The sequence below is a fragment of the Amycolatopsis sp. FU40 genome (genome assembly GCF_021903635.1).
Classification (GTDB): domain Bacteria; phylum Actinomycetota; class Actinomycetes; order Mycobacteriales; family Pseudonocardiaceae; genus Amycolatopsis; species Amycolatopsis dendrobii.
Genome location: NZ_CP091381.1, coordinates 8,245,199 through 8,266,667 on the forward strand (window position 1 = coordinate 8,245,199; position 21,469 = coordinate 8,266,667).

Here is a 21,469-nt window from a genome sequence, read left to right on the forward strand (position 1 = left end):
CATGACTTGGCTTCTGGCGCTCATCCTGCTGCCGCTGGCCGGCTCGCTGGTGCTGGCGTTCCTCAAGGGGAACGACCGGGCCGCGGTCGCCACGGCGCTCGCCGTGTCCATTGTGGAGTTCCTGCTGATCATCCCGTTCTGGGCGAGCTACTCGCCCTCGGGCGAGCGCATCCAGCAGGCGACCACGATGGACTGGATCCCGAACTTCGGCATCCACATCTCGTTCGGCACCGACGGCATCTCGCTCATCATGATCGCGGTGATCGCGCTCCTGGTGCCGATCGTCGTCGGCGCGCTCGGGCTCACCGACAAACTGCCCGCTGGCCGCAGCGCGGGCGGGTTCCTGTCGCTGATCCTGCTGCAGGAAGCGATCACGATCGGCGTCTTCGCGGCGACCGACGTGTTCCTCTTCTACGTGCTGTTCGAGATCATGCTGATCCCGATGTACTTCCTGATCGGCGGTTACGGCGGCGCGAACCGGCAGTACGCGGCGGTGAAGTTCTTCCTGTACTCGTTCCTCGGCGGCCTGATCATGCTGGCCTCGGCGATCGGGGCGTACTCGCTGGCCTCGGACAAGCTCGGCAAGGGCACGTTCGACTGGGCCACTCTCGTCACGGTGGTGCGCGACGCCCCGACCGGCACGCAGATCTGGCTGTTCCTCGGCTTCTTCCTCGCGTTCGCGATCAAGGCGCCGCTGGTCCCGTTCCACACCTGGCTGCCGGACGCCGCCGGCCAGGCCCCGATCGGCGTCGCGGTGCTGCTGGTCGGCGTGCTCGACAAGGTCGGGACCTTCGGGTTCCTGCGGTACTGCTTGCCGATGTTCCCGGAGGGCAGCAAGGCGCTCGCGCCGCTGGTGCTGATCCTGTCGGTGATCGGCGTGCTGTACGGCTCGATCCTCGCGGCCGGGCAGCGGGACATGAAACGGTTCATCGCCTACGTGTCGATCGCCCACTTCGGGTTCATCGCGCTGGGCATCTTCACCTTCAACGAGCAGGCGATGGTCGGCTCGGTGTCGTACATGCTGAACCACAGTCTCTCCACCGGGATGCTGATCGTGGTGATCGGCCTGATCGTGATGCGCGGCGGGTCGAGCAAGATCTCGGACTACGGCGGCATGGCGAAGGTGACCCCGCTGCTCGGCGGAATGCTGTTGCTGGCCGGGCTTTCCGCGCTGTCGCTGCCGGGAACCAACTCGTTCGTCTCTGAGTTCCTGGTGCTGCTGGGGTCCTTTGTGGACCAGCCGGTGTACACGATCCTCGCGACCGTCGGCATGGTGCTCGCCGCGGCTTACGTGCTGTGGCTGTACCAGCGGATCATGCAAGGCCCGGTTCGCGGCGATGCCCTGGTGGGCGTCGGCGGGGGACCGGGCACCGCGATCGCGCCGGAGCTCGGCGCGCGCAAGGCCATCAAGGACCTGGGCGGACGCGAGATCGCGATCCTCGCGCCCATGGTCATCCTGATCATCGGACTGGGCTTCTATCCCAAGCCGATGCTCGACACGATCACCCCGTCGGTGCAGGCGACGCTGTCTGCCGTGCAGGGAGGCAAGTAAACCGTGCTCGACATGTTCCTGGCGCAGGCGCCGGCAGCGCCGCTGGAAGTGCCTTCGGTCGATTACGCGGCCGTGCTGCCGATGCTGATCGTCTTCGGCGTCGCGTGCATCGGCGTGCTGGTGGAAGCGTTCGCGCCGAAGGCGACGCGATGGGGGATCCAGGTCACGATCTCCCTCGTCGCGATCATCGCCGCAGGGGTTTCGCTGATCCTGTACGCGACCGGTTCTTCTTCGTCGAAGGCCGGCACGACGACGTTCTCCGGCTCGATCTCGGTGGACCGGCCGTCGCTGTTCCTGTGGGGCACGTTGCTGCTGCTCGGGCTTGGCGCGGTCTTCCTGATCGCGGACCGGAAGGTCGAGGCGGGCGGCGCGTTCGTGGCCCAGGCGGCGATCCGGCCGGGCACGGTGCAGGACCGCGCTCAGTCTGCGACTACTTCGCAGACTGAGGTCTTCCCGCTGACGCTCTTCGCGCTCGGCGGGATGATGACGTTCTGCGCGGCTAATGATCTGCTGACGATGTTCATCGCGTTGGAAGTGCTTTCGCTGCCGTTGTATCTGATGTGCGGTCTTGCTCGCCGTCGTCGGCTGATTTCGCAGGAAGCCGCGGTCAAGTACTTCCTGCTGGGTGCGTTCTCGTCGGCGTTCTTCCTGTACGGGCTCGCGCTGCTGTACGGGTACGCGGACTCGGTGAAGCTGGCTGACATCGCGCACGCCGCTGCCGGGTCGGACCGCTCGGACACGTTGTTGTTCGCTGGTCTGGGTCTTCTCGTGGTGGGCCTGCTGTTCAAGGGGTCGGTGGGGCCGTTCCACACCTGGACGCCGGACGTCTACCAGGGTGCGCCTACTCCGGTTACCGGGTTTATGGCTGCCTGCACGAAGGTGGCCGCGTTCGGGGCGATTCTCCGGGTGCTCAGCGTCGGGTTTTCCTCGACCAGCTGGGAATGGCGCGGGGTTATGTGGGCCGTGGCCATCATTTCGATGGCGCTCGGGGCGATCTTGGGTCTGACGCAGACGGATGTTAAGCGGATGATCGCTTACTCGTCGGTGGCGCACGCTGGGTTCTTGCTCGTGGGTGCTATTGCGATGACTGAGGATGGCTTGTCGAGCACGCTGTTCTATCTGCTGGCGTATGGGTTTACTACGTTGGCCGCGTTCGGTGTGGTTTCCCTGGTTCGGGATTCCAGCGGGGAGGCTACGCATCTGTCCGCTTGGGCTGGGCTGGCCAAGCGGTCGCCGTTGCTGGCCGGGGTGTTCACGTTCCTGTTGCTGGCGTTGGCGGGGATTCCGTTGACTAGCGGGTTTGTCGGGAAGTTCGTGGTGTTCTCGGCGGCGTTGTCGGACGGGATGGCGCCGTTGGTGGTTGTCGCGTTGGTGTTCAGTGCGGTGGCTGCGTTCTTCTATCTGCGGGTCATTGTGTTGATGTACTTCTCGGAGCCTGCTGCTGACGGGCCTACGGTGACTGTGCCGGGTGGGTTTACTACTGCGGCTATTGCGTTGGGTGTTGTGGTCACGTTGGTGCTCGGGGTTCTGCCTGCCTTTGCGTTGGATTGGGCTGGGGCTGGAGGGTTTGCTTCCTGAGCTGGGTGGGCGGCTCGTCGCCTGGCGGCGACATTGCGCCCGGTGGTGAGGCGGGCACCCCGATTTTTTAGTGTGACTACGGCGCTGGGGTGCTTGTCAAGGCGGGAAAGATGCCTTGACAAGCACCCCAGCGCCGTGTTTTTGGCCTCGTATCGGGGGCGGGGGAGGTGTGGGTGCCTCGTTTTGGGTGCATCGGCTGCGGGCGCTTCGCCCGTGCCTCGCCAGGCACCCGCAAGGCTTACCGCCCTTCGCGGACTTCAGGGAGTAGGCGAGCAGGCGGTGTGGCCTACGGTGACCGATCCGGAAGCGCCGGAGGCGGGGGCGAAGTCGATGCGCAGCATGGTCAGGGTCATGCTTCCGTCGCCGGGCAGCGTTTGGATGTTGAAGACAGCGTTCGCCAGCAGCGTTCCGTCCGACTTCGTCAGTGGCTTGGTGTAGTTCGCGGGGATCGGTGAAGGCAGGCCGCTGATGCCGGTGAGGCCGCTCAGGGTCCAGTTCGCGTTCGTGCCGCTCTGGGTTGCCTTGCAGGTCACGGTGTACGACGAGATGCGGATGCGTTTTCCGCCAGAGCTCACCAGGGCCGAGAGTTCGAAGTTGTTGCCGGTGGCGGTGGACGTCGTGGTGGTGACGTCGTTCGCTGGGTCGGTGACCTCCGTCGTGCAGGAGGACGTGCCGCCGCCGAAGCGGATGCCTGGTTGGGACACGGCCGCGGCGGAGGCGCTCGTGGGGCCTTCTACGGCGCACGGGGCTTGCGTCGGGATGGAGATGGCGGTCCCGGCCTTCGAGAAAGTCGCGGCACCGATGTCGGCGACTCCGGCCGGGGTGTCCGCGGCGGCGGTCCCGGCAGCGGCGAGCAAACCGGCGGCGGCCAGTGCCGCTCCGGCCAGTGCGGTGCGCTTGATGATCATGTTCGTCTCCTCGCTGCTGATGCTGCCTCCCCAGGACTATCCGCAGGTCCGAATCGCCCGTTGCGTCCTTGGGCGGCGATCACCCGTCCGGGAGCGCGGGTCTACCCGTTCGTGGACCGGGGCGGCAGTGTCGCGTTCGTCACCGTTTCCGCAGGACAGCGGGTAAAGGCAGGCCGCGGGGCAACCACTACCCTGAAGGGGGTAACCGACTGGCGAAGAGCGCCACGAGAGAGCGGAGCCGACGTGTCTGTGTCTTCACCACCTCCGGGGGCGGCCCGGGATGGCGCTGTCGAGGACCTGCGCGCGACCGTCGGGCTGCAGATCCAGGACGAGCCCTTGCTGCGCGCCATCGCGGGCGGGCTGGCGGACGTCGAGACGATGCTGCGGGACGTCGTGAAGAGCGACGTGCCCGCTGTGCACGACGCGGCGTTGCACCTGGTCGAGGCGGGTGGCAAACGTTTTCGTCCGCTGTTCACGCTGCTGTCCGCGCAGTTCGGGCCGAAGCAGGGCGAGCAGGTGCTGATCGCGGCCGCCGCGGTCGAGCTGGTGCACTTGGCGACGCTGTACCACGACGACGTCATGGACGAGGCGACCATGCGGCGCGGCGCGGAGAGCGTCAACTCGCGCTGGGACAACACCGTCGCGATCCTCACCGGCGACTACCTCTTCGCGCACGCCTCCCGGCTCGTCGCCGACCTCGGCACGGACGCCGCGCGGATCATCGCCGAGACGTTCGGCGAGCTGGTCAGCGGGCAGATGCGGGAGACCGTCGGGCCTGGGCCCGGCGACGATCCGGTCGAGCACTACCTCACCGTGATCGCGCAGAAGACCGGTTCGCTGATCGCGACGTCCGGACGCTTCGGCGGCATGATGTCCGGCGCGGCCGAGGAGCACATCCAGGCGCTGCGCCGCTTCGGCGACATCATCGGCGCGGCCTTCCAGATCTCCGACGACGTCATCGACATCGCGTCGCCCTCGGTCGAGCTGGGCAAGGCGCAGGGCACTGACCTGCGGGAAGGCGTGCGCACGCTGCCGATGCTGTACGCGCTGGCCGATCCGGGCACCGACCCGCGGCTCGTCGAGCTGCTCGCCGGCCCGATCACCGACGACGATCTGGTCGCCGAGGCGCTCGAGCTGCTGCGCCGTTCCAGCGGCCTCGAACGCGCGCGCGAAACTCTTTCCGACTACGCTTCCCGAGCACGTGCCGAGCTCGCCTCGCTGCCCGCTTCCCCTGCGCGCGACGCTTGCGAGTCGGTCGCCGACTACCTGGTCGCGCGAACGTTCTAAAAGGGGCGGAAGATGTCCATTTTCGGGCAGGTGTGGCTCTGGAGCCTGCTGGCCTTCGTTGTCGGCGCGCTCATCGCTTGGCTGGTGCTGGCGCGGCCGGCGCGCAAGCGGGTACGCGAACTGGAAACGGAACTGGCGAGCGCGCACGCTGACACGGCCCGCGCCGCGGCCAGCACGCCCGCGCGCACCGCGGTGCTGCCGCCCGCGGAGGACTGGACCAGAGACCGCCGCGAGCACGCTCCGACGGAAGTCATCCAGGCGACGAGCGCTTTCGAGCCGGAAGCAGAGTACGACGCGGAATACCGCACGGCTCCGGAACCGGCGGCCTCTGTGGACACTGCGGACTCTCCGGAGGACGACGTCGACGAGGCATTCGCTCAGGCGGAGGCCCGCGAACACCAAGCGGCGAACGGTCTTTTCGAGAGTGCGCCTGCCGAGAGCGCTCCGGAGGACTCCGGTTCGGCCTACCGCGCCGCGGCCACCGAGTACCTGCAGCCGGCCGACACCGGTTCGCACCGCATCGCGGAACCGGCCGAGGACCACGACAGCGGCTACCACCGCGTCGCGGAGCCTGCGGACGAGCACGACAGCGGTTACCACCGGATTCCGGAACCGGCGGACGAGCACGACAGCGGCTACCACCGGATTCCGGAACCAGCCGACGTCCCCGCGGCGGACCACGCCGAGCCGGAGAGCCCCACAGCCGAGGAAGAGCCGAGTCATCACCTGGCCGAGCCCGCCGACGGTCTGTCCTCTTTGGAGCGACGGCTCGACCCGACTCCGTTGGACAGCACCGCTTCGGAGCCGGAGCCGGTCTCGCTGTTCCGCCCGGGCCCTGGCCGCGCGACCGAACCGGAACCAGACTGGTTCAACCAGCCGGACGCGGTGCAGCGGTCGCCGTTCGAGGAACCCGCGGAACCGGTCGAGTCAGCCGTCGGCCACCTCGAAGAGGATTCGTCGACCGATCACCTGATCCCGCGCGCCGAGCTCGCCGCCGCCGAGTCCACAGAGGACACCGCGGAAGGCGGCCAGGGCTTGCCGAAGCGCCAGCGCCGCGAATCCCCGCGCGGCGGTTTCGACCCGCCGCGGCCGATCCAGCCGTCGATGCGCCCGGTGGAACGCCGCGAACCGGATCTCGCGGGCGGGCACAGCGGTTCGCTGTTCGAGCCGTCCGTGCAGCCGAACCAGGCCGCGATGGCCGCTCCCGAGCCGCCGCCTGCCCGGCAGAGCGCGGACGACGCGGTGCCGCCGGGACCGTTCGGTCCGGGTTCGGCGATGCCGCGTCCGGGCGGCGGTCGTCCGGCGGAGGGTTTCACGGTGAAGGCGAGCGTGACGGCGTTGCGGTATTGCGGGGAGGATTCGCCGCAGTTCCCGAAGATGGTGGCTGAGGTGTGGTTCCGCAGCGCCGCCGATGCCGAGCGGGTGGGGTTCCGTCCCCTGCACTGAGTCCACATAAGACAGAGGCCGCCCTCCCCGAAAGTCGGGAGTGGCGGCCTCTGTCGTGAGTGGACTGAGAACTTACGCGACGGTCCAGGTGTCCTTGCCGCGCAGCAGTCCTTGCAGGTCCGGCCTCTTGGCCTCGCGGGCTTGTTCGACTTGGGCCCGTGCGGCGTCGTCGTAGGTGGGGCGTTCGACTTGGCGCAGGATGCCGGTGGGGACGTGGTTGAGGTTTTGGTCGCCGAGGCGGGTGAGGGCGAAGGCGTAGGAGGTGTCGGCGATGGAGGGGTCGTGCACCACGAGGTTGTCTTCGCCGATTTCGGCGACCTTGCCGACGTCCAGGCCGCCCCAGTCGCCGCGGCGGACGCCGTATTCGCCTTCGGGGCCGAAGCGGATCGGTTCGCCCGCGCGGAGCGGGATGAGCCGGGACGCGGCTTCGTCTTTGTCTTTCAGGACGTCGAACGCGCCGTCGTTGAAGATGGGGCAGTTCTGGTAGATCTCCACCAGTGCCGAGCCGCGGTGTTTCGCCGCCGCTTCGAGGACTTCGGTGAGGCCCTTGCGGTCGGAGTCCATCGCGCGGCCCACGAACGACGCTTCCGCGCCGATCGCGAGCGACAGCGGGTTGAACGGCGTGTCGAGCGAGCCCATCGGGGTGGATTTGGTGACCATGCCCTGGCCGGAGGTGGGCGAGTACTGGCCCTTGGTGAGTCCGTAGATCCGGTTGTTGAACAGCAGGATCTTGATGTTCACGTTGCGCCGCAGCGCGTGGATCAGGTGGTTGCCGCCGATGGAGAGCGCGTCGCCGTCGCCGGTGACGACCCAGACCGACAGGTCGGGGCGGGTGGTGGCGAGCCCGGTCGCGATCGACGGCGCGCGGCCGTGGATCGAGTGCATGCCGTAGGTGTTGAGGTAGTACGGGAACCGCGAGGAGCAGCCGATGCCGGAGATGAAGACGATGTTCTCGCGTTTGAGCCCGAGGGTGGGCAGGAACGACTGCACGGCGTTGAGCACGACGTAGTCGCCGCAGCCGGGGCACCAGCGGACTTCCTGGTCGGACTTGTAGTCCTTGGCCTTCTGCGGTTCGTCGGTGGTCGGCACCAGGTCGATGCCGCCCAGTTGCGGCAGCCCGAGATCGATGGCGGTCACTTGACGCCCTCCGGAACGAGGTTGGCGATGATGTCGGAGAACACGTTCTGCAGTTCCTCGGCCTTGAACGGCAGGCCGGCGACCTTCGTGTAGGAGTGCACGTCGGTCAGGTATTTCGCCCGCAGCAGCAGCGCGAGCTGGCCGAGGTTCATCTCCGGCACGACGACCCGGTCGTAGCGGGCGAGGACCTCGCCGAGGTTGTGCGGGAACGGGTTGAGGTGGCGCAGGTGCGCTTGCGCGATCGGCATGCCGAGCTTGCGCACGCGGCGGCAGGCCGCGCCGATCGGGCCGTAGGACGAGCCCCAGCCCAAAGCGAGCACGCGGGCTTCGCCGGACGGGTCGTCGACCTGCAGGTCCGGGACGTCGATGCCGTCGATCTTCGCCTGGCGCAGCCGGACCATCGTGTCGTGGTTGTCCGGGTCGTAGGAGATGTGGCCGGTGCCGTCGGCTTTCTCCAGTCCGCCGATGCGGTGCTGCAGGCCGGGAGTGCCCGGGATGGCCCATGCCCGGGCGAGCGTCTCGGGGTCGCGCACGTAGGGCCAGAACTCGCCGGATCCGTTGTCGGAGTTGGGTTCGGAGGCGAATTCCACGCGCAGGTCGGGCAGGTCCTCGACGTTCGGGACCAGCCAGGGTTCGGAGCCGTTGGCGATCGCGCCGTCGGACAGCAGCAGCACCGGGGTGCGGTAGCGCAGCGCGATCCGGGTGGCCTCGATCGCGGCGTCGAAGCAGTCGGCGGGCGAGAGCGGCGCGATGATCGGGACCGGGGATTCGCCGTTGCGGCCGAACATGGCCTGCAGCAGGTCGGCCTGTTCGGTTTTGGTCGGCAGGCCGGTGGACGGGCCGCCGCGCTGCACGTCGATGATCACCAGCGGCAGTTCGGTCATCACGCCGAGGCCGATGGTCTCCGATTTCAGCGCGACGCCGGGGCCGGAGGTGGAGGTGATGCCCAGCGCGCCGCCGTAGGAGGCGCCGAGGGCGGCGCCGATGCCGGCGATCTCGTCTTCGGCCTGGAAGGTGATGATGCCGTAGTTCTTGTGCTTGGACAGTTCGTGCAGCACGTCCGACGCCGGGGTGATCGGGTAGGTGCCGAGCAGGATCTGCAGCCCGGACTGCTGTCCGGCGGCGACGATCCCGTAGGCGAGCGCGGTGTTGCCGGTGATCTGCCGGTAGGTGCCCTTGTCCAGCTTCGCGGGCGCGACCTCGAAGGTGGTCGCGAACGATTCGGTGGTCTCGCCGTAGTTCCAGCCTGCCCGGAAGGCGAGGATGTTGGCCTCGGCGATGTCCGGTTTCTTCGCGAACTTCTCGCGCAGGAAGCGTTCGGTGCCCTCGGTGGGCCGGTGGTACATCCAGGACAGCAGGCCGAGCGCGAACATGTTCTTGCAGCGTTCAGCGTCTTTCTTGCCGAGGCCGGTGTCGGCGAGCGCGCCCTGGGTCAGGCTCGACATGGCGACCCGGTGGACCTGGAACGGCGCGAGCGAGTCGTCCTCGAGCGGGTCGGTGTCGTAGCCGACCTTGACCAGGTTCCGCTTGGAGAACTCGTCGGTGTTGAGGATGATCGTCCCGCCGCGGGGGACGTCGCGGACGTTCGCCTTGAGCGCGGCGGGGTTCATCGCGACGAGCACGTCCGGCCGGTCGCCCGGGGTGAGGATGTCGTAGTCGGCGAAGTGCACCTGGAAGGACGAGACGCCGGGGATGGTGCCCTGCGGCGCCCGGATCTCGGCCGGGAAGTTGGGCATGGTCGACAGGTCGTTCCCGAAGGCCGCCGCCTCCGAGGTGAACCGGTCGCCGGTCAGCTGCATCCCGTCGCCCGAGTCGCCGGCAAACCGGATGACCACCCGGTCCAGCTTGTTCACCTCGGTGGAGCGGGACGCGGTCAGCGCGCCTTGCCCGTTCCCGGCCGCGCTGCCGTTCGCACTGGTGCTCATGGGTCAGGGAATCCCTCTCTCCCGGCGTGCTGCGGGCCAGGGTCGGCTCCCCGGGGAGCCCGCCGAGGCCTGCTTCCGAGGTTACTCGCCACACCTCAGGCGGCGGTCGGAGTGCGGTCAAGTGTGGGGTGTCCAGGCCGAGTGCCCACCGGGGTGTCCTCGATCGTAGGGCGAATCGGGCCCGCGTCCGGAGTGACGCGCGTCTCTCACCGCCCGTGCGGCACTGACCAGCAGTTTGCTCCAGGTTGAGGGTTCCCGGAATGTGGGAATTTGTGCGCGACGGCGCTCAGCGGCCGCTGATGCGTGCCTTCATCGCCGCCAATCGCTCGGCGAATGCCGGTGCGGCCAGCGATTCCAGCTGCGGAGCGAGTTCGGCGTCGACCGCGGCGGCGTGCTCGGTGAGGCCGCTCGTCTGCCGCATAGTCCGCTTGGTGGACAGCACTACCTCGCGCGGAGCGGCGACCGTCGGGGCGGCGAGGTCGCGGGCGGCCTGGACCAATGCGTCGTGATCGCCGTCCACAAAGCGCAGTGCGAACCCCACCCTTACCGCGGATTCCGCGGTAAGGGTTTCGCCGAACAACGCCATCGCGGACGCCTGCTGCGGACCGAGGATTCGTTGCGACATCCAGGTCATGCCGCCGCCGGGATGCAAGCCGAGTTCGAGGAACCGAGGGATGAATTTGGCGTGCGGTCCGACGAGCCGGACGTCGGCGGCCAGCGCGAGGTTCAGACCAGCGCCGACCGCGGCCCCGCCGACCGCGGCGATCGTCGGCAGGCTGCATCCGGCGACAGCGAGGAACCCGGCGTACACCGAGCGCAGCCCTTCGGCGTCGGCCTTGCCGAGCGCGGTGAGGTCCGCACCCGCGCAGAACGCTGGCGGGGCGCCAGTAACGATCACGGCGTGCACGCTCTCGTCGGCCTCGGCGCGCGCGACCGCGGCGGCCAGCTCGGCGGAGAGGTCGAGGGTGAGTGCGTTGCGGCTTTTCGGAGCGTCGACGGTGAGCAGTGCGACGCCCTGGTCGTGCTCGCTGTGAATGCGGTCGGTCATAGGGGTCAGCATCGCATCGTCGTGAGTGGCGATCACGGTTAGAACCGTGATCGCCACTCACGACACCCGACGGCAACGCACACTCGCGCGGGGCAGGCGGGCGAGGCGGGCGAGGCGGGCGAGGCGGGCCAGGCGAGGCGGGGGCAGGCGGGCGAGGCGGGCCAGGCGGGCGAGCCAGCTGGGGGCGGGTGCGGGGCTCGTGAGTGGCGATCACGGTTAGAACCGTGATCGCCACGCACGACAGTAGGCACTCACGACGGAGTCGGCGGTCTCTCCAGCAGCCGGGACAGCACCACCGTGGACACAGTGCGGTCGATGATTTCGAGTCCGCGGAGTCGTTCCAAGGCGGTCTCGAGGTGGTGGATGTCGGCGGCGCGCAGGTGGACGATCGCGTCTGCCGCGCCGGACACCGTGTACGCGGCGACGACCTCGGTCAGCGGTTCCAGCCGGGCGCGGATGCGGCCGGGCGTGACGTTGCCCTGGCAGTGGACCTCGACGAACGCCTCGGTGCCCCAGCCGAGCGCCTCCGGGTCGACGACCGCGGTGAAGCCGCGCAGCACGCCCGTTTCCAGCAGCCGGTCCACGCGTCGTTTCACCGCCGGGGCGGACAGCCCGACCACCTTGCCGATCTCCGCGTAGCTGGAGCGGGCGTTGGCCACCAGGCAGGAAACGATTCGCTGGTCGATGGTGTTCACACGCAATGTTTAGCACGCAGGTGCGCAGTGAACAGCGATTGATTGCGAGATTAGGTCGACCTTAGCCTTGTTGCATGCAGGGAGAGGTTGTGCCGCCGCGGGTGCCCACACCCCGCCGTTACCTGATGTGCCCGCCGCGTTATTTCGCCGTCGACTACGCGATCAACCCCTGGATGGACCCCTCGAAGCCGGTCAGCGCGGACGTCGCCGTCGCGCAATGGACCGAGCTGCGCGACACCTATCGCCGCCTCGGCCACACCGTCGAGGAAATCGACCCGCAGCCCGGCCTTCCGGACATGGTGTTCGCGGCCAACTCGGGCACCGTCGTCGACGGGCGCGTGCTCGGCTCGCGGTTCCGCGCCCCGCAGCGCGCCGCCGAGGCGGAGCACTTCCGCCGCTGGTTCCTCGAACACGGCTACCGCGACCTGACCATGCCGGAGAAGATCAACGAGGCCGAGGGCGATTTCGCCTGGACCGGCCGGGTGCTGCTGGCCGGCACCGGTTTCCGCACCGACCCGGCCGCGCACGCCGAGGCGCAGGAGGCGCTCGGCGTCCCGGTCGTGTCGCTGCAGCTGGTGGACCCGCGCTACTACCACCTCGACACCGCGCTGTTCGTGCTGGCCGAAGCGACCGACACGACGACGGCGCAGGTCGTCTACTACCCGGACGCGTTCTCGCCGGGCTCGCAGCGCGTGCTGCGCCGGATGTTCCCGGACGCCGTCCTCGCCACCGCGGCCGCCGCCGAGTGCTTCGGGCTGAACGGGGTGTCCGACGGCCGCAATGTGGTGCTGCCGGTCGAGGCGACCGGCCTCGGCGCGCGGCTCGCTGCTCGGGGTTACGAGCCGGTGTACGTGGACATTTCGGAGCTGCGGAAGGCCGGCGGCGGGCCGAAGTGCTGCACGCTGGAGATCCGGAAGTAAGTCAGTTCGGGCAGGCGGGGCGAGCCTGGCTACTTCAGTACGCGGCCAAGGAAGCCGTGCAGGTAGCCCGCGACGACGTCGAGATGGCTTTCCAGCAGGAAGTGGCCGCCGTCGATGAGGTGGACTTCGGTGTCGCGAGCGTCGCGGGCGAAGGCCTCCGCGCCGGCCGGGCCGAAGATCTCGTCGTTGCGGCCCCACACGGCGAGGACCGGGACGTCGTGGGTGCGCAGGAATTCGTGCAGCCGCGGGTAAAGCGGGCGGTTGTGCTGGTAGTCGCGGAACAGCGCGAGCTGGATTTCGTCGTTGCCAGGGCGGGAGACCCGGGCGTGGTCGTGTTCCCAGGTGTCGGGGCTGACCAGGCTCGGGTCGGGGACGCCGTGCAGGTACTGCCAGCGGATGGCGTCGTAGCTCAGCGCGGCGCGGACAGCCGGTTCGGTGTCCGGGCCGGGGTTCGCGCCGTAGGCCCAGAGGCCGGTCCAGAACGAGTCGACGAAGCCTTCCTCGTATCCGTTGCCGTTCTGCGTGACGATCGCGGAGATCCGGCCGGGGTGCTTGAGCGCGAGCCGCCAGGCGATCGGGGCCCCGTAGTCCTGGACGTAAACCGCGTAGCGGTCGAGGCCGAGCTGGTCGAGCAGGCCGGACGTGAGGTCGGCGAGTGCGTCGAAGGTGTAGTCGAACTCGTCGGCTGAGGGCGCGGCGGAGTAGCCGAAGCCGAGGTGGTCCGGCGCGAGCACGCGGTAGCGGCCCGCCAGCAGCGGGATGAGGTGCCGGAACATGAACGAGCTGGTCGGATACCCGTGCAGCAGGACGATCGCGGGGGCGTCGGCGGGACCGGCCTCGCGGTAGAAGAGCTCGTGGCCGTCGACGGTCGTCGTCCGGTGCTGGATCATGTCTAACCCCTTTGTAGTTTTAATCTGGTTAGGTGTTCGCCATGGAAGCATGGCGGAGCTAACCTGTCAAAGGATTCGATCTGGTTAGGGAGCTTCGATGGACGTTCTCGACCTGCTCAACAGCAGGCCGCTGATCAATGGTGAGGAACAGGACGCGCTGGACCAGCGGTGGGCGCGTGAGCGGGGCGGTGACGGGAGCGCCGCGGAGCTGGAATTGCTGCGTCAGGCGCGAGATCTCCTGCGCGACGTCGTGCGCGGGGACAGTTCGCCGGTCGTGTTGCGTCCGCTCCTCGATGGGGTGCGCCAGGTTCCGGAGGTTTCCGCGGGCGGGCTGCATTGGTCAGTGGAGACGCCGTCGCATGCTCGGCTGGCCGCCGAAGCGGTTCTGGATTGGGCGGCGCTGGAAAAGGATCTTCCTGGACGGTTGCGGGCCTGCGCGAATGACGAGTGCCAGCTGTTCCTGCTCGACCGCAGCCGGGCCAATCGCGCGCGCTGGTGTTCGATGGCGGCTTGCGGCAACCGGGAGAAGGCGCGGCGGCACTATCAGCGCAATCATTGAACCTTCACCCAAACGTGTGAAGCTGCCAGCTGTCTACAAGTGTGGACGTATTCCGATTTTCCTGCGGGAGTGTTTAGCCTGAGCCGGAAATGCAGTGTTGACCATGGGATCGGCGTCGGTAACTACTCCGTTTGCGAATCCGATTAATCGGGTACGGTACGACGGACGGGAGGCGCGATGATCACCTTTGCGGTGCACGGCATTGGCAAGCCCCAGCGGGCGCTCGATCCTGGCGAGGACGAGCGGTGGATCACCGTGGAGCAGTTCGACGCGCTGCTGGACGTCGTCTCGGGAACGGGTGCGCAGCTCACCTTCGACGACGGGAACTCCTCCGATGTCGAGATCGCGCTGCCGCGGCTGGTCCAGCGCGGGCTGTACGCCGAGTTCTTCCCGTTGGCGGGCCGGGTCGGCGAGCGCGGGTACGTCGACCGCGACGGGCTGCGGCAGCTGGTGGACGCGGGGATGCACGTCGGATCGCACGGCTGGGACCGGCTGGACTGGCGGCGGTTCGACGGTTCTTTCGCGGTGCGCCGCGAGCTGGACGAGGCGCCGCGGTTGCTGGAGCAGCTGAGCGGGACGCCGGTGCGGCGGTTTTCGCTGCCGGAGGGCCGGTTCGACCGGCGGGTGCTGACGCATTTGCGCGAGGCCGGCGCGACGCGGGTGTACGCGAACGTCGGCGGGGTGCGCGGGGCGGCGCTGGTGCGGTCGCGGACGGAAATCCGGTCGGACCTGAGCCCTCGGTGGGCCGAGGCAGTGAGCCGCCGGCCGCGTCGATTCCCGGCGCGGTGGGCATCGCGGCCCGGGCGGTAACCCGCGGGCCGTGAAGGGCTCCTTCACGTACTCAGATGCCCTCAAGGGGTCCTTCACGGACCGGGATTCTTGGGGGCACCTTCACGGACTGATCGGTTCGGCGGGAAAAAACACCCTCTTTTGGCGGGTTGTGACCGCATCCGTTCGGCGGCATCCTGAGCGCGCGCCGCCGTAAGGAAAGTTTCCTAATAAACAGGGAGCGTCGATGCGGAAACTCGTCCTGCTCGCGATTCTGGCGATAGCCGCCGCCGTCCTGCCGACCGCGCTCGCCGCCGCGGCGACCACCGTTCCGGAAGCGGTTCAGGCGGGCCCCACCGCGGACCAGATTCTTGCCAAGGTGGCGTCCTGCAAGCAGATCTCCAACGGCAAATACAAAACCGACGAAGACTCCGGCAGTGCGACCGTCCCGGTCTGCGACGCGGGCAAGGCGGTCTTCTGGAAAGCCGACATGGACATCGACTGCGACGGCCAGCGCACCACCGAGTGCAACGAGAACACCGACTGCTGCTTCCTCCCGGACACCGCCTTCCCGCAATCCGACGGGAAACCGCTCAACGCCGCCAAACTGCCGTACATCGTCGTCCCCAGTTCGAGCAGCATCTGGAACTACGAGAACTCCGGGCTCAGCGGCGGCGGCTCCTGTGCGGTGATCTACAACGGCAAGGTCGAGTACGCGGTCATCGGGGACACCGGGCCGAACAAGATCATCGGCGAGGCGTCCTACGCGACGGCCAAGGATCTCGGCATCAACCCGGACCCGAAGAACGGCGGAGTCGACTCCGGGGTCACCTACGTGTGCTTCAAGAACTCGACGGTGAACCCGATCGAGGACCACTCCGCGGCCACGAGCACGGGTGAAAAGCTGGCTTCCGAGTTCGTCGGCGGAAACTGAATTTTTCGAAGCTTCGGAAGGCATTCACTGCCCTTTCCGGACAACCGTGGGCAAATTCCCCTGCCGGTAGGGCCGGATGGGGTAACCGCCGGTCCGGTGGGCGGCGCAAGGCGGGAATCCGTGCGGTGACACGGGTTCCCGCCTTGTTATGCGGAACCGGTAACGAAGCCCGTCCGTGCTCCGACCAATGAGCAGCGAGCGGTCGGGCGGAGGTTTCGTTGTGAAGATCAGCGTCTTCGGGCTGGGGTACGTCGGGTGCGTGTCCGCGGCTTGCCTGGCGGGAGAAGGACACGAGGTCGTCGGAGTAGACGTCAATCCGGCGAAGGTGGATCTCGTGAAGGCCGGCAAGGCGCCGGTGGTCGAGGAACGGATCGGGGAATTGACCGCGGAGGTGGTCGGGTCCGGTGCGTTGCGGGCGACGACCGAGGTGGCCGAAGCGATCCTCGAGACGGACGTTTCCCTGGTGTGCGTCGGTACGCCGTCCGCGCCCAACGGGAGTCTTTCCACCGAGTATCTGCAGCGCGTCGCCGAGGAGATCGGTGACGCGTTGAAAGAACGAAAAGCTTTGGGCAGCAACGAAAATCGGCACACGGTGGTGTTCCGGAGCACGATGCTGCCGGGCACCTGTCTCGGGCTGCTCGTGCCGATCTTGGAAAAGCACAGCGGCGGCACCGCGGGGGTCGACTTCGGCGTCGCGGTGAACCCGGAATTCCTCCGCGAGGGCACCAGCGTCCGCGACTTCTTCCAGCCGCCGAAAACGGTGATCGGCGAGTTCGATCCGGGCAGCGGCGACGTCGTGGCGAAGCTGTACGAGGGGCTGCCCGGCGACGTGTTCCGCGTGCCGATCCCGGTCGCGGAGATGACCAAGTACGCGGACAACGCTTTCCACGGCGTGAAGATCGGGTTCGCGAACGAACTCGGCGCGATCTGCCGGGCACTCGGACTTGATTCGCATCAGGTGATGGACGTGTTCCTGGCCGACCGCAAGCTCAACATCAGCCCGGCCTACCTGCGGCCAGGGTTCGCGTTCGGCGGCTCCTGCCTGCCGAAGGACCTGCGCGGGCTGGTCTACGCCGCGCGGCAGGCGGACGTCTCGGTGCCGTTGCTCGCCCACGTGCTGCCGTCGAATGCCGAACATCTCCACCGGGCCTTCGAATTGGTCGCGCGGACCGGGAAACGCAAGGTCGGGCTGTTCGGGCTGTCGTTCAAACCGGGTACTGACGACCTGCGCGAGAGTCCGCTGGTCGAACTCGCGGAACGCTTGCTCGGCAAGGGATACGACCTCAAGATCCACGACGCCAACGTCAGCCTGTCGCGGCTGATGGGGGCCAACCGCGAGTACATCGAAAGCCGCCTGCCGCACCTCGGGCAACTGCTCGCCGGGTCGGTGCAGGAGGTGCTCGACCACGCCGAGGTGTGCTTGATCGGCACCTCGGATCCGGAGGTGCTGGCCGCACTGCCGCACGGCAGCGGGCCGGTGCTGGTCGATCTGGTTCGCGTCCCGGACGCCGCTGTGCGCCGGGCGGAAGAGGGGTACGTCGGCCTTGCCTGGTGAAGGCTTTTCCGAAAACGAAATCCTGCGGAACCGGATCGCGCTGATTCTCGTGGAGAATCTGTCGGTGCCGTTCGATCGGCGCGTGTGGCAGGAATGCCAGACGCTGCGCGACGCCGGCATGACGGTGCACGTGATTTGCCCGCAGGGCACGAAACGGGACACCGAAGCCGAGGTCGTGCTCGACGGCGTGCACATCCACCGGTATCCGCTGCAGGCGGCGACCGGCGGGCCCGCGGGATACGCGCGCGAGTACGGATCCGCGCTGTGGCACACGTTCCGGCTCGCGCGCAAGATCGGCCGGGTCGACGTCGTGCACGCCTGCAACCCGCCGGATCTGCTGTTCCTCGTCGCCCGCATGTTGCGAAGACGTGGTGCGAAGTTCATTTTCGATCAGCACGACCTGGTGCCGGAACTGTATTTGTCGCGGTTCGACCGCGGGCAGGATTTCCTTTACCGCGGCGTTTGTGCGTTGGAACGCTCCACCTATCGCGCCGCGGACGTCGTGCTCTCCACCAACGAGAGCTACCGCCAGGTCGCGCGGATCCGCGGCGGCAAGCGGCCCGAAGACGTGTTCGTGGTCCGCAGCGCTCCGGTCGTGGAGCGGTTCCACGAGGTGCCGGCGGAGCCGGAACTCAAGCGCGGCAAGCCGAATCTGCTGTGCTACCTCGGCGTGATGGGTCCGCAGGACGGTGTGGACTACGCCCTGCGCGCGCTCGCTTCCCTGCGCGACGAGGTGGGCCGCGACGACTGGCACGCGGTGTTCGTCGGCGCGGGCGACACGTTCGACGAGATGGTCGCGTTGTCGCATCAGCTCGGATTGTCCGGGCAGGTGGAATTCACCGGCCGGGTGTCGGACGAGGATCTGCTGCGGTATTTGTCCGCGGCCGACGTGTGCCTTTCGCCGGATCCGCTCAACCCGCTCAACGACGTGTCGACGATGAACAAGGTCATGGAGTACATGGCCATGGGCAAACCGATGGTGTCGTTCGAATTGCGCGAGGCGCGGGTGTCGGCGGGCGAGGCCGCGCTGTACGCCCCGGCCAACGACGTCGCGGAGTTCGCGAAGCTCGTCGCCGTGCTCCTTGACGACCCGGAGCAGCGGGAACGCATGGGCAAGCTCGGCAGGGAACGCGTGCGCGGACCGCTCGCCTGGGGCAATTCCCAGGCGGCGTTGATCAAGGCGTACGAGCGTGCGCTGGCTTGAACCGGGTCGCAGTTCGAACAAGGTTCGGCCGGTTGGTGTAACCAACCGGTGCGGTGCCGCGACGGGGTCAATGACCCGTGCGTCGGCCCGTGAGGGGAGACCTGGTTTTGAGTGACGAAACAATACGCCTCTCCGTCGTGGGGAAGGTCGTGCGACGACGATGGCGAGCGTTGCTGCTGCTCGCGGTGGTCGGCGCGGGTGCCGGGGCCGGGGCTTCCACTGTGCTTTCGCCGGGATACGAGGCGCAGGCCAGCGTGTTGCTGCAGGGACCGCGGCAGCCGGACGAACTGCTGACCGAGGCGCAGGTGGCGACGAGTTCGGTCGTGCTCGACCGGGCGTCCGCCGCGCTGGGCCTCGGAATCCGCGGGACGGATCTGCAGAAATCGGTCGCCGCGTCGGTCGCGCAGGGCAATGTCGTGACGATTGCCGCGAAAGGCTCCAGCCCGGAGCGCTCGCAGCAGCTGGCCGACCAGGTCGCGGGCGAGTTCGTGAAGTATTCGACGCAATTGCTCGGAAATTCCGCGGATCAGGCCGCGCAACTGGCGCAACAGCAGAAGGAAGCGCTGCGGCAGCAGATCACGCAGACCAACCAGCGGATCCTCGATCTGTCGAAGGCCGTGGCGAACGGCGACAGCGTCGAGGGCGTGCAGGCCCGCACGACGTTGCAGGGGCTGCGGACCGCGCTGGAGCAGGCGGTCAACAACCTCAACGCGGCGGACGCGGCGACCGGCGCGGGCAACATGGTCGTGCTCGGCCCGTCCGAACGGCCGTCTTCGCCGTCCGCGCCGACGTTCCTTCAGCTGACGGTCGGCGGCGCGGTCTTGTTCTTCGTACTCGGGATCCTGGGCTACCTGTTCGGCGCGAGGACCGACCGGAGGCCGCGCAGCGAAGGCGAAATCGGTGCCGCGCTGGGTGCTCCGGTGCTGGCGAGCATTGACATCCCGGCGGCCTCGGACGCACCGGCGAAGTGGTGGCGGAAAGCGGTCGGGAACGACCGGCCGTGGAATCTGCCCGAAGTGCCGGCGTCGGCGGACGACGCGGCGCGCGAGGTGCGGTACCGCCGTGTGCTCGCGCGGCTGGGCGCGGATCGCGACGGAGTGCTGCGGCTGCTGATCCTCGTTCCGCGCGGGGACGCCTCGGCGCGGCAGGTCGCGGAGCAGTTCGCGGACACCGCGCGCGGCGACCGGATCCGGGTCGAGGCGACGGTGACCGAGATCGAGGTGGTACCCGGGGCGCAGCCGATCGTGCCGGACGGAACGGCAGGGGTGCTCGTGGTGGTGTCGCTCGGCTCGCGCAACGCGTGGGAATTGGTCGCGATTTCGGAGGCTTGCTCGGACGCCGGGCACGAAATTCTCGGCACTGTGCTGGCCCGCGAAGTCCACTTGGCCGGCGGGCCGAAGCAGAAGCCGGTCGCGAAGCAGCGCACTGACGAGCTGGCGGGTGCGCGATGAGCGCGGGACAGGCCCAGCCGCTGGTCGATCTTCAGCGGCTGGTGGTCGCGCTGCGCCGTAAACGGCGGTTCTGGCTGACGACGGCGCTGGCCGGGCTGATCCTCGGCTGTGCGGTGGCGATCTTCCTGCCCGCGCCGCCCACCGCGGTCACGAAGATCATGGTGATCCACCCGGACGATTCGCCGACCGACAGCGGCACGCTGATGCGCACCGACGTCGCCGTGCTTTCGACGGCGAACATGGCGGCGGCCGCGCTGAAACGGATCAACAACCCCGAATCGCCGTCCGATTTCCTCAAGGACTACGCCGGACTCGGCCTCACCAACAACGTCATGCAGGTGACGGTCAAGGCGAAGTCGAAGGACGAAGCGGTCGCGAAGGCCAAGGCGCTCGCCGAAGCGTTCATCGCTGATCACGCACAGCGCACGCAGGCAGCCGCGACCGGCCGTTCGAAGGCGTTGCTGCAGCAGCGGGATCAGGCACAGGCGCAGCTGGCGGACATCGACAACCAGGCGGCGGCTGAGGTCGGCAAGGGCCGTAACTCCAACGCCGGTGCGCTGGAGCAGCTGTACACCCAGCGCGCGAACCTGGTGTCGAAGATCGCCGATTTGCAGAACCAGGCGCAGCAGGCCGGGATCGGGTCGCCGGAGGTCATCGCCGGGACGCAGATCGTGGACGCGCCGGCGATCCAGCCGGTGTCGAAGCTGAAGACCTATGGGACGGACGGCGGCGTCGGGCTGGCCCTTGGCCTCGCGCTCGGGCTCGCGTTCGCCGCGGTGACCGCGTTGGTCCGGGACCGGCCGGTCTTGCGCCGCGAAATTTCGGAGCACCTCGGGGCTTCGGTGATCGCGCAGGTCGGCGTGAAGCCGATCGGCCCGGCGAAGCTGTGGCGGCGGTCGAAGGCGGTGACCGAGTCCAGCCGGGTCGCGCTCACGCTCGCGCGGGCGGCGCGGGAGGACCGGGCGTCGTTGTCGCTGCTGGAGATCGGCGCGGCCTCGACCGCGGCGGAGCTGGCCGTGGAACTCGGCCGGTCGCTGGCCGAGGACGGGCCGGTGGTGCTCGTGGACGACCTGCCGGGCAAGGAAGTGTCGAAGCTGCCGGTGGAGGGGAACGTCCAGGTGGTCGAGGCAGGTGACCCCGCGGTGGCGCGGGCGGTGCGCCGGGTCGGGGTCGGCACGGCCGCTCCGGGCACGGCGTGGACCGACCTGTCGGCACTCGGCGCGGAGGCCGTGCTGGTGGTGCGCGCCGGGTTCGCGAACACGCAGTGGCTGCACACCGTCGCGCGGCAACTCGCCGACTGCGGGGTGCCGATCCTCGGGGTGGTGCTGGTCGATCCGGATCCGAAGGACCACACCGACGGCACCCTCTGGGACGGGCTGCACACGGCGTTGCGAGGGCGGGCGGCGGTAGTCGCGAAAAAGCAGTCGGCCGAGCTGGAACTGCGCGAGGAAGCCAAACCCATCGAGTGGCCGGGCAAGCGCGACACCGAGCGCAGGCGCCGTCCGCTCGACCGGACCCGTCCGCCGTCGCCGCACGAGCGGATGGACGTGGATCCGGACGCGCCGACGAGACGGCTCAAACCCGTCCAGGAAAGCTAGGGGGAACCAAGCGC

Annotated in this window: 18 protein-coding genes; 12 read left to right on the forward strand and 6 right to left on the reverse strand. The window is 68.3% G+C overall.

Annotation, left to right across the window (positions count from 1 at the left end):
• The first annotated feature begins 1 nt into the window (after position 1).
• Complete coding sequence (locus L3Q65_RS39075) at positions 2 to 1,552, forward strand: NADH-quinone oxidoreductase subunit M (protein ID WP_182890360.1); 1,551 nt, start codon at positions 2 to 4, stop codon at positions 1,550 to 1,552.
• A gap of 12 nt (positions 1,553 to 1,564) precedes the next feature.
• Positions 1,565 to 3,130: an NADH-quinone oxidoreductase subunit NuoN gene (nuoN, locus tag L3Q65_RS39080; RefSeq protein WP_220507000.1), complete on the forward strand. Its 1,566-nt coding sequence runs from the start codon at positions 1,565 to 1,567 to the stop codon at positions 3,128 to 3,130.
• A gap of 257 nt (positions 3,131 to 3,387) precedes the next feature.
• Here the strand turns inward: nuoN and L3Q65_RS39085 are convergent, their stop codons facing one another.
• Positions 3,388 to 4,038, reverse strand: coding sequence for a hypothetical protein (locus L3Q65_RS39085; protein WP_182890358.1), 651 nt, complete (start codon positions 4,036 to 4,038; stop codon positions 3,388 to 3,390).
• Positions 4,039 to 4,287: 249 nt separating this feature from the next.
• Between L3Q65_RS39085 and L3Q65_RS39090 the strand changes: the two genes are divergently transcribed.
• Positions 4,288 to 5,325: a polyprenyl synthetase family protein gene (locus L3Q65_RS39090; RefSeq protein ID WP_037816359.1), complete on the forward strand. Its 1,038-nt coding sequence runs from the start codon at positions 4,288 to 4,290 to the stop codon at positions 5,323 to 5,325.
• A gap of 12 nt (positions 5,326 to 5,337) precedes the next feature.
• Positions 5,338 to 6,771 carry a hypothetical protein gene (locus L3Q65_RS39095; protein ID WP_237597917.1) on the forward strand — a complete coding sequence of 478 codons (1,434 nt, stop codon included), beginning with the start codon at positions 5,338 to 5,340 and terminating at the stop codon, positions 6,769 to 6,771.
• Positions 6,772 to 6,843: 72 nt separating this feature from the next.
• Here the strand turns inward: L3Q65_RS39095 and L3Q65_RS39100 are convergent, their stop codons facing one another.
• The 4 genes from L3Q65_RS39100 to L3Q65_RS39115 form a co-directional block, all read right to left on the reverse strand.
• The gene (locus L3Q65_RS39100; protein ID WP_237597918.1) at positions 6,844 to 7,908 is read right to left on the reverse strand and encodes a 2-oxoacid:ferredoxin oxidoreductase subunit beta; all 1,065 of its coding nucleotides are present in this window, start codon (positions 7,906 to 7,908) and stop codon (positions 6,844 to 6,846) included.
• Entirely contained in the window at positions 7,905 to 9,833 is a 1,929-nt protein-coding gene (locus tag L3Q65_RS39105) for a 2-oxoacid:acceptor oxidoreductase subunit alpha (RefSeq protein WP_237597919.1), read from the reverse strand. Before L3Q65_RS39105 ends, L3Q65_RS39100 begins: the two co-directional genes overlap by 4 nt.
• A 286-nt stretch (positions 9,834 to 10,119) precedes the next feature.
• Positions 10,120 to 10,881, reverse strand: coding sequence for an enoyl-CoA hydratase (locus L3Q65_RS39110; protein WP_182890354.1), 762 nt, complete (start codon positions 10,879 to 10,881; stop codon positions 10,120 to 10,122).
• A gap of 251 nt (positions 10,882 to 11,132) precedes the next feature.
• The gene (locus L3Q65_RS39115) at positions 11,133 to 11,576 is read right to left on the reverse strand and encodes an Lrp/AsnC family transcriptional regulator (RefSeq protein WP_037712217.1); all 444 of its coding nucleotides are present in this window, start codon (positions 11,574 to 11,576) and stop codon (positions 11,133 to 11,135) included.
• Positions 11,577 to 11,701: 125 nt separating this feature from the next.
• Between L3Q65_RS39115 and ddaH the strand changes: the two genes are divergently transcribed.
• Positions 11,702 to 12,496: a dimethylargininase gene (gene ddaH / locus L3Q65_RS39120; protein WP_370648235.1), complete on the forward strand. Its 795-nt coding sequence runs from the start codon at positions 11,702 to 11,704 to the stop codon at positions 12,494 to 12,496.
• Positions 12,497 to 12,525: 29 nt separating this feature from the next.
• Here the strand turns inward: ddaH and L3Q65_RS39125 are convergent, their stop codons facing one another.
• Complete coding sequence (locus L3Q65_RS39125; RefSeq protein WP_182890353.1) at positions 12,526 to 13,386, reverse strand: alpha/beta fold hydrolase; 861 nt, start codon at positions 13,384 to 13,386, stop codon at positions 12,526 to 12,528.
• Positions 13,387 to 13,483: 97 nt separating this feature from the next.
• On the opposite strand from L3Q65_RS39125, the gene L3Q65_RS39130 reads away from it, so the two are divergent.
• The 7 genes from L3Q65_RS39130 to L3Q65_RS39160 all read left to right on the forward strand — a co-directional run bounded on the left by L3Q65_RS39130 (position 13,484) and on the right by L3Q65_RS39160 (position 21,455).
• The gene (locus tag L3Q65_RS39130) at positions 13,484 to 13,945 is read left to right on the forward strand and encodes a CGNR zinc finger domain-containing protein (protein ID WP_182890352.1); all 462 of its coding nucleotides are present in this window, start codon (positions 13,484 to 13,486) and stop codon (positions 13,943 to 13,945) included.
• Between the two features lie 177 nt (positions 13,946 to 14,122).
• Positions 14,123 to 14,755, forward strand: coding sequence for a polysaccharide deacetylase family protein (locus L3Q65_RS39135; protein WP_182890351.1), 633 nt, complete (start codon positions 14,123 to 14,125; stop codon positions 14,753 to 14,755).
• Positions 14,756 to 14,960: 205 nt separating this feature from the next.
• On the forward strand, positions 14,961 to 15,647 hold the full coding sequence (locus tag L3Q65_RS39140; protein ID WP_237597921.1) for a glycoside hydrolase family 75 protein: 687 nt from the start codon (positions 14,961 to 14,963) through the stop codon (positions 15,645 to 15,647).
• Positions 15,648 to 15,867: 220 nt separating this feature from the next.
• Positions 15,868 to 17,202, forward strand: coding sequence for a nucleotide sugar dehydrogenase (locus L3Q65_RS39145; RefSeq protein ID WP_182890349.1), 1,335 nt, complete (start codon positions 15,868 to 15,870; stop codon positions 17,200 to 17,202).
• Between the two features lie 130 nt (positions 17,203 to 17,332).
• The gene (locus tag L3Q65_RS39150) at positions 17,333 to 18,406 is read left to right on the forward strand and encodes a glycosyltransferase family 4 protein (RefSeq protein WP_370648236.1); all 1,074 of its coding nucleotides are present in this window, start codon (positions 17,333 to 17,335) and stop codon (positions 18,404 to 18,406) included.
• A gap of 149 nt (positions 18,407 to 18,555) precedes the next feature.
• On the forward strand, positions 18,556 to 19,857 hold the full coding sequence (locus tag L3Q65_RS39155; protein WP_182890348.1) for an exopolysaccharide biosynthesis protein: 1,302 nt from the start codon (positions 18,556 to 18,558) through the stop codon (positions 19,855 to 19,857).
• The gene (locus tag L3Q65_RS39160; RefSeq protein WP_182890347.1) at positions 19,854 to 21,455 is read left to right on the forward strand and encodes a Wzz/FepE/Etk N-terminal domain-containing protein; all 1,602 of its coding nucleotides are present in this window, start codon (positions 19,854 to 19,856) and stop codon (positions 21,453 to 21,455) included. Before L3Q65_RS39155 ends, L3Q65_RS39160 begins: the two co-directional genes overlap by 4 nt.
• Positions 21,456 to 21,469 lie beyond the last annotated feature (14 nt).

Coding starts and splice junctions, on each gene's coding strand:
- L3Q65_RS39075 (WP_182890360.1), top strand. CDS start 2: ATGACTTGGCTTCTGGCGCTCATCCTGCTGCCGCTGGCCGGCTCGCTG.
- nuoN (WP_220507000.1), top strand. CDS start 1,565: ATGTTCCTGGCGCAGGCGCCGGCAGCGCCGCTGGAAGTGCCTTCGGTC.
- L3Q65_RS39085 (WP_182890358.1), bottom strand. CDS start 4,038: ATGATCATCAAGCGCACCGCACTGGCCGGAGCGGCACTGGCCGCCGCC.
- L3Q65_RS39095 (WP_237597917.1), top strand. CDS start 5,338: ATGTCCATTTTCGGGCAGGTGTGGCTCTGGAGCCTGCTGGCCTTCGTT.
- L3Q65_RS39105 (WP_237597919.1), bottom strand. CDS start 9,833: ATGAGCACCAGTGCGAACGGCAGCGCGGCCGGGAACGGGCAAGGCGCG.
- L3Q65_RS39110 (WP_182890354.1), bottom strand. CDS start 10,881: ATGACCGACCGCATTCACAGCGAGCACGACCAGGGCGTCGCACTGCTC.
- ddaH (WP_370648235.1), top strand. CDS start 11,702: ATGTGCCCGCCGCGTTATTTCGCCGTCGACTACGCGATCAACCCCTGG.
- L3Q65_RS39125 (WP_182890353.1), bottom strand. CDS start 13,386: ATGATCCAGCACCGGACGACGACCGTCGACGGCCACGAGCTCTTCTAC.
- L3Q65_RS39130 (WP_182890352.1), top strand. CDS start 13,484: ATGGACGTTCTCGACCTGCTCAACAGCAGGCCGCTGATCAATGGTGAG.
- L3Q65_RS39135 (WP_182890351.1), top strand. CDS start 14,123: ATGATCACCTTTGCGGTGCACGGCATTGGCAAGCCCCAGCGGGCGCTC.
- L3Q65_RS39140 (WP_237597921.1), top strand. CDS start 14,961: ATGCGGAAACTCGTCCTGCTCGCGATTCTGGCGATAGCCGCCGCCGTC.
- L3Q65_RS39160 (WP_182890347.1), top strand. CDS start 19,854: ATGAGCGCGGGACAGGCCCAGCCGCTGGTCGATCTTCAGCGGCTGGTG.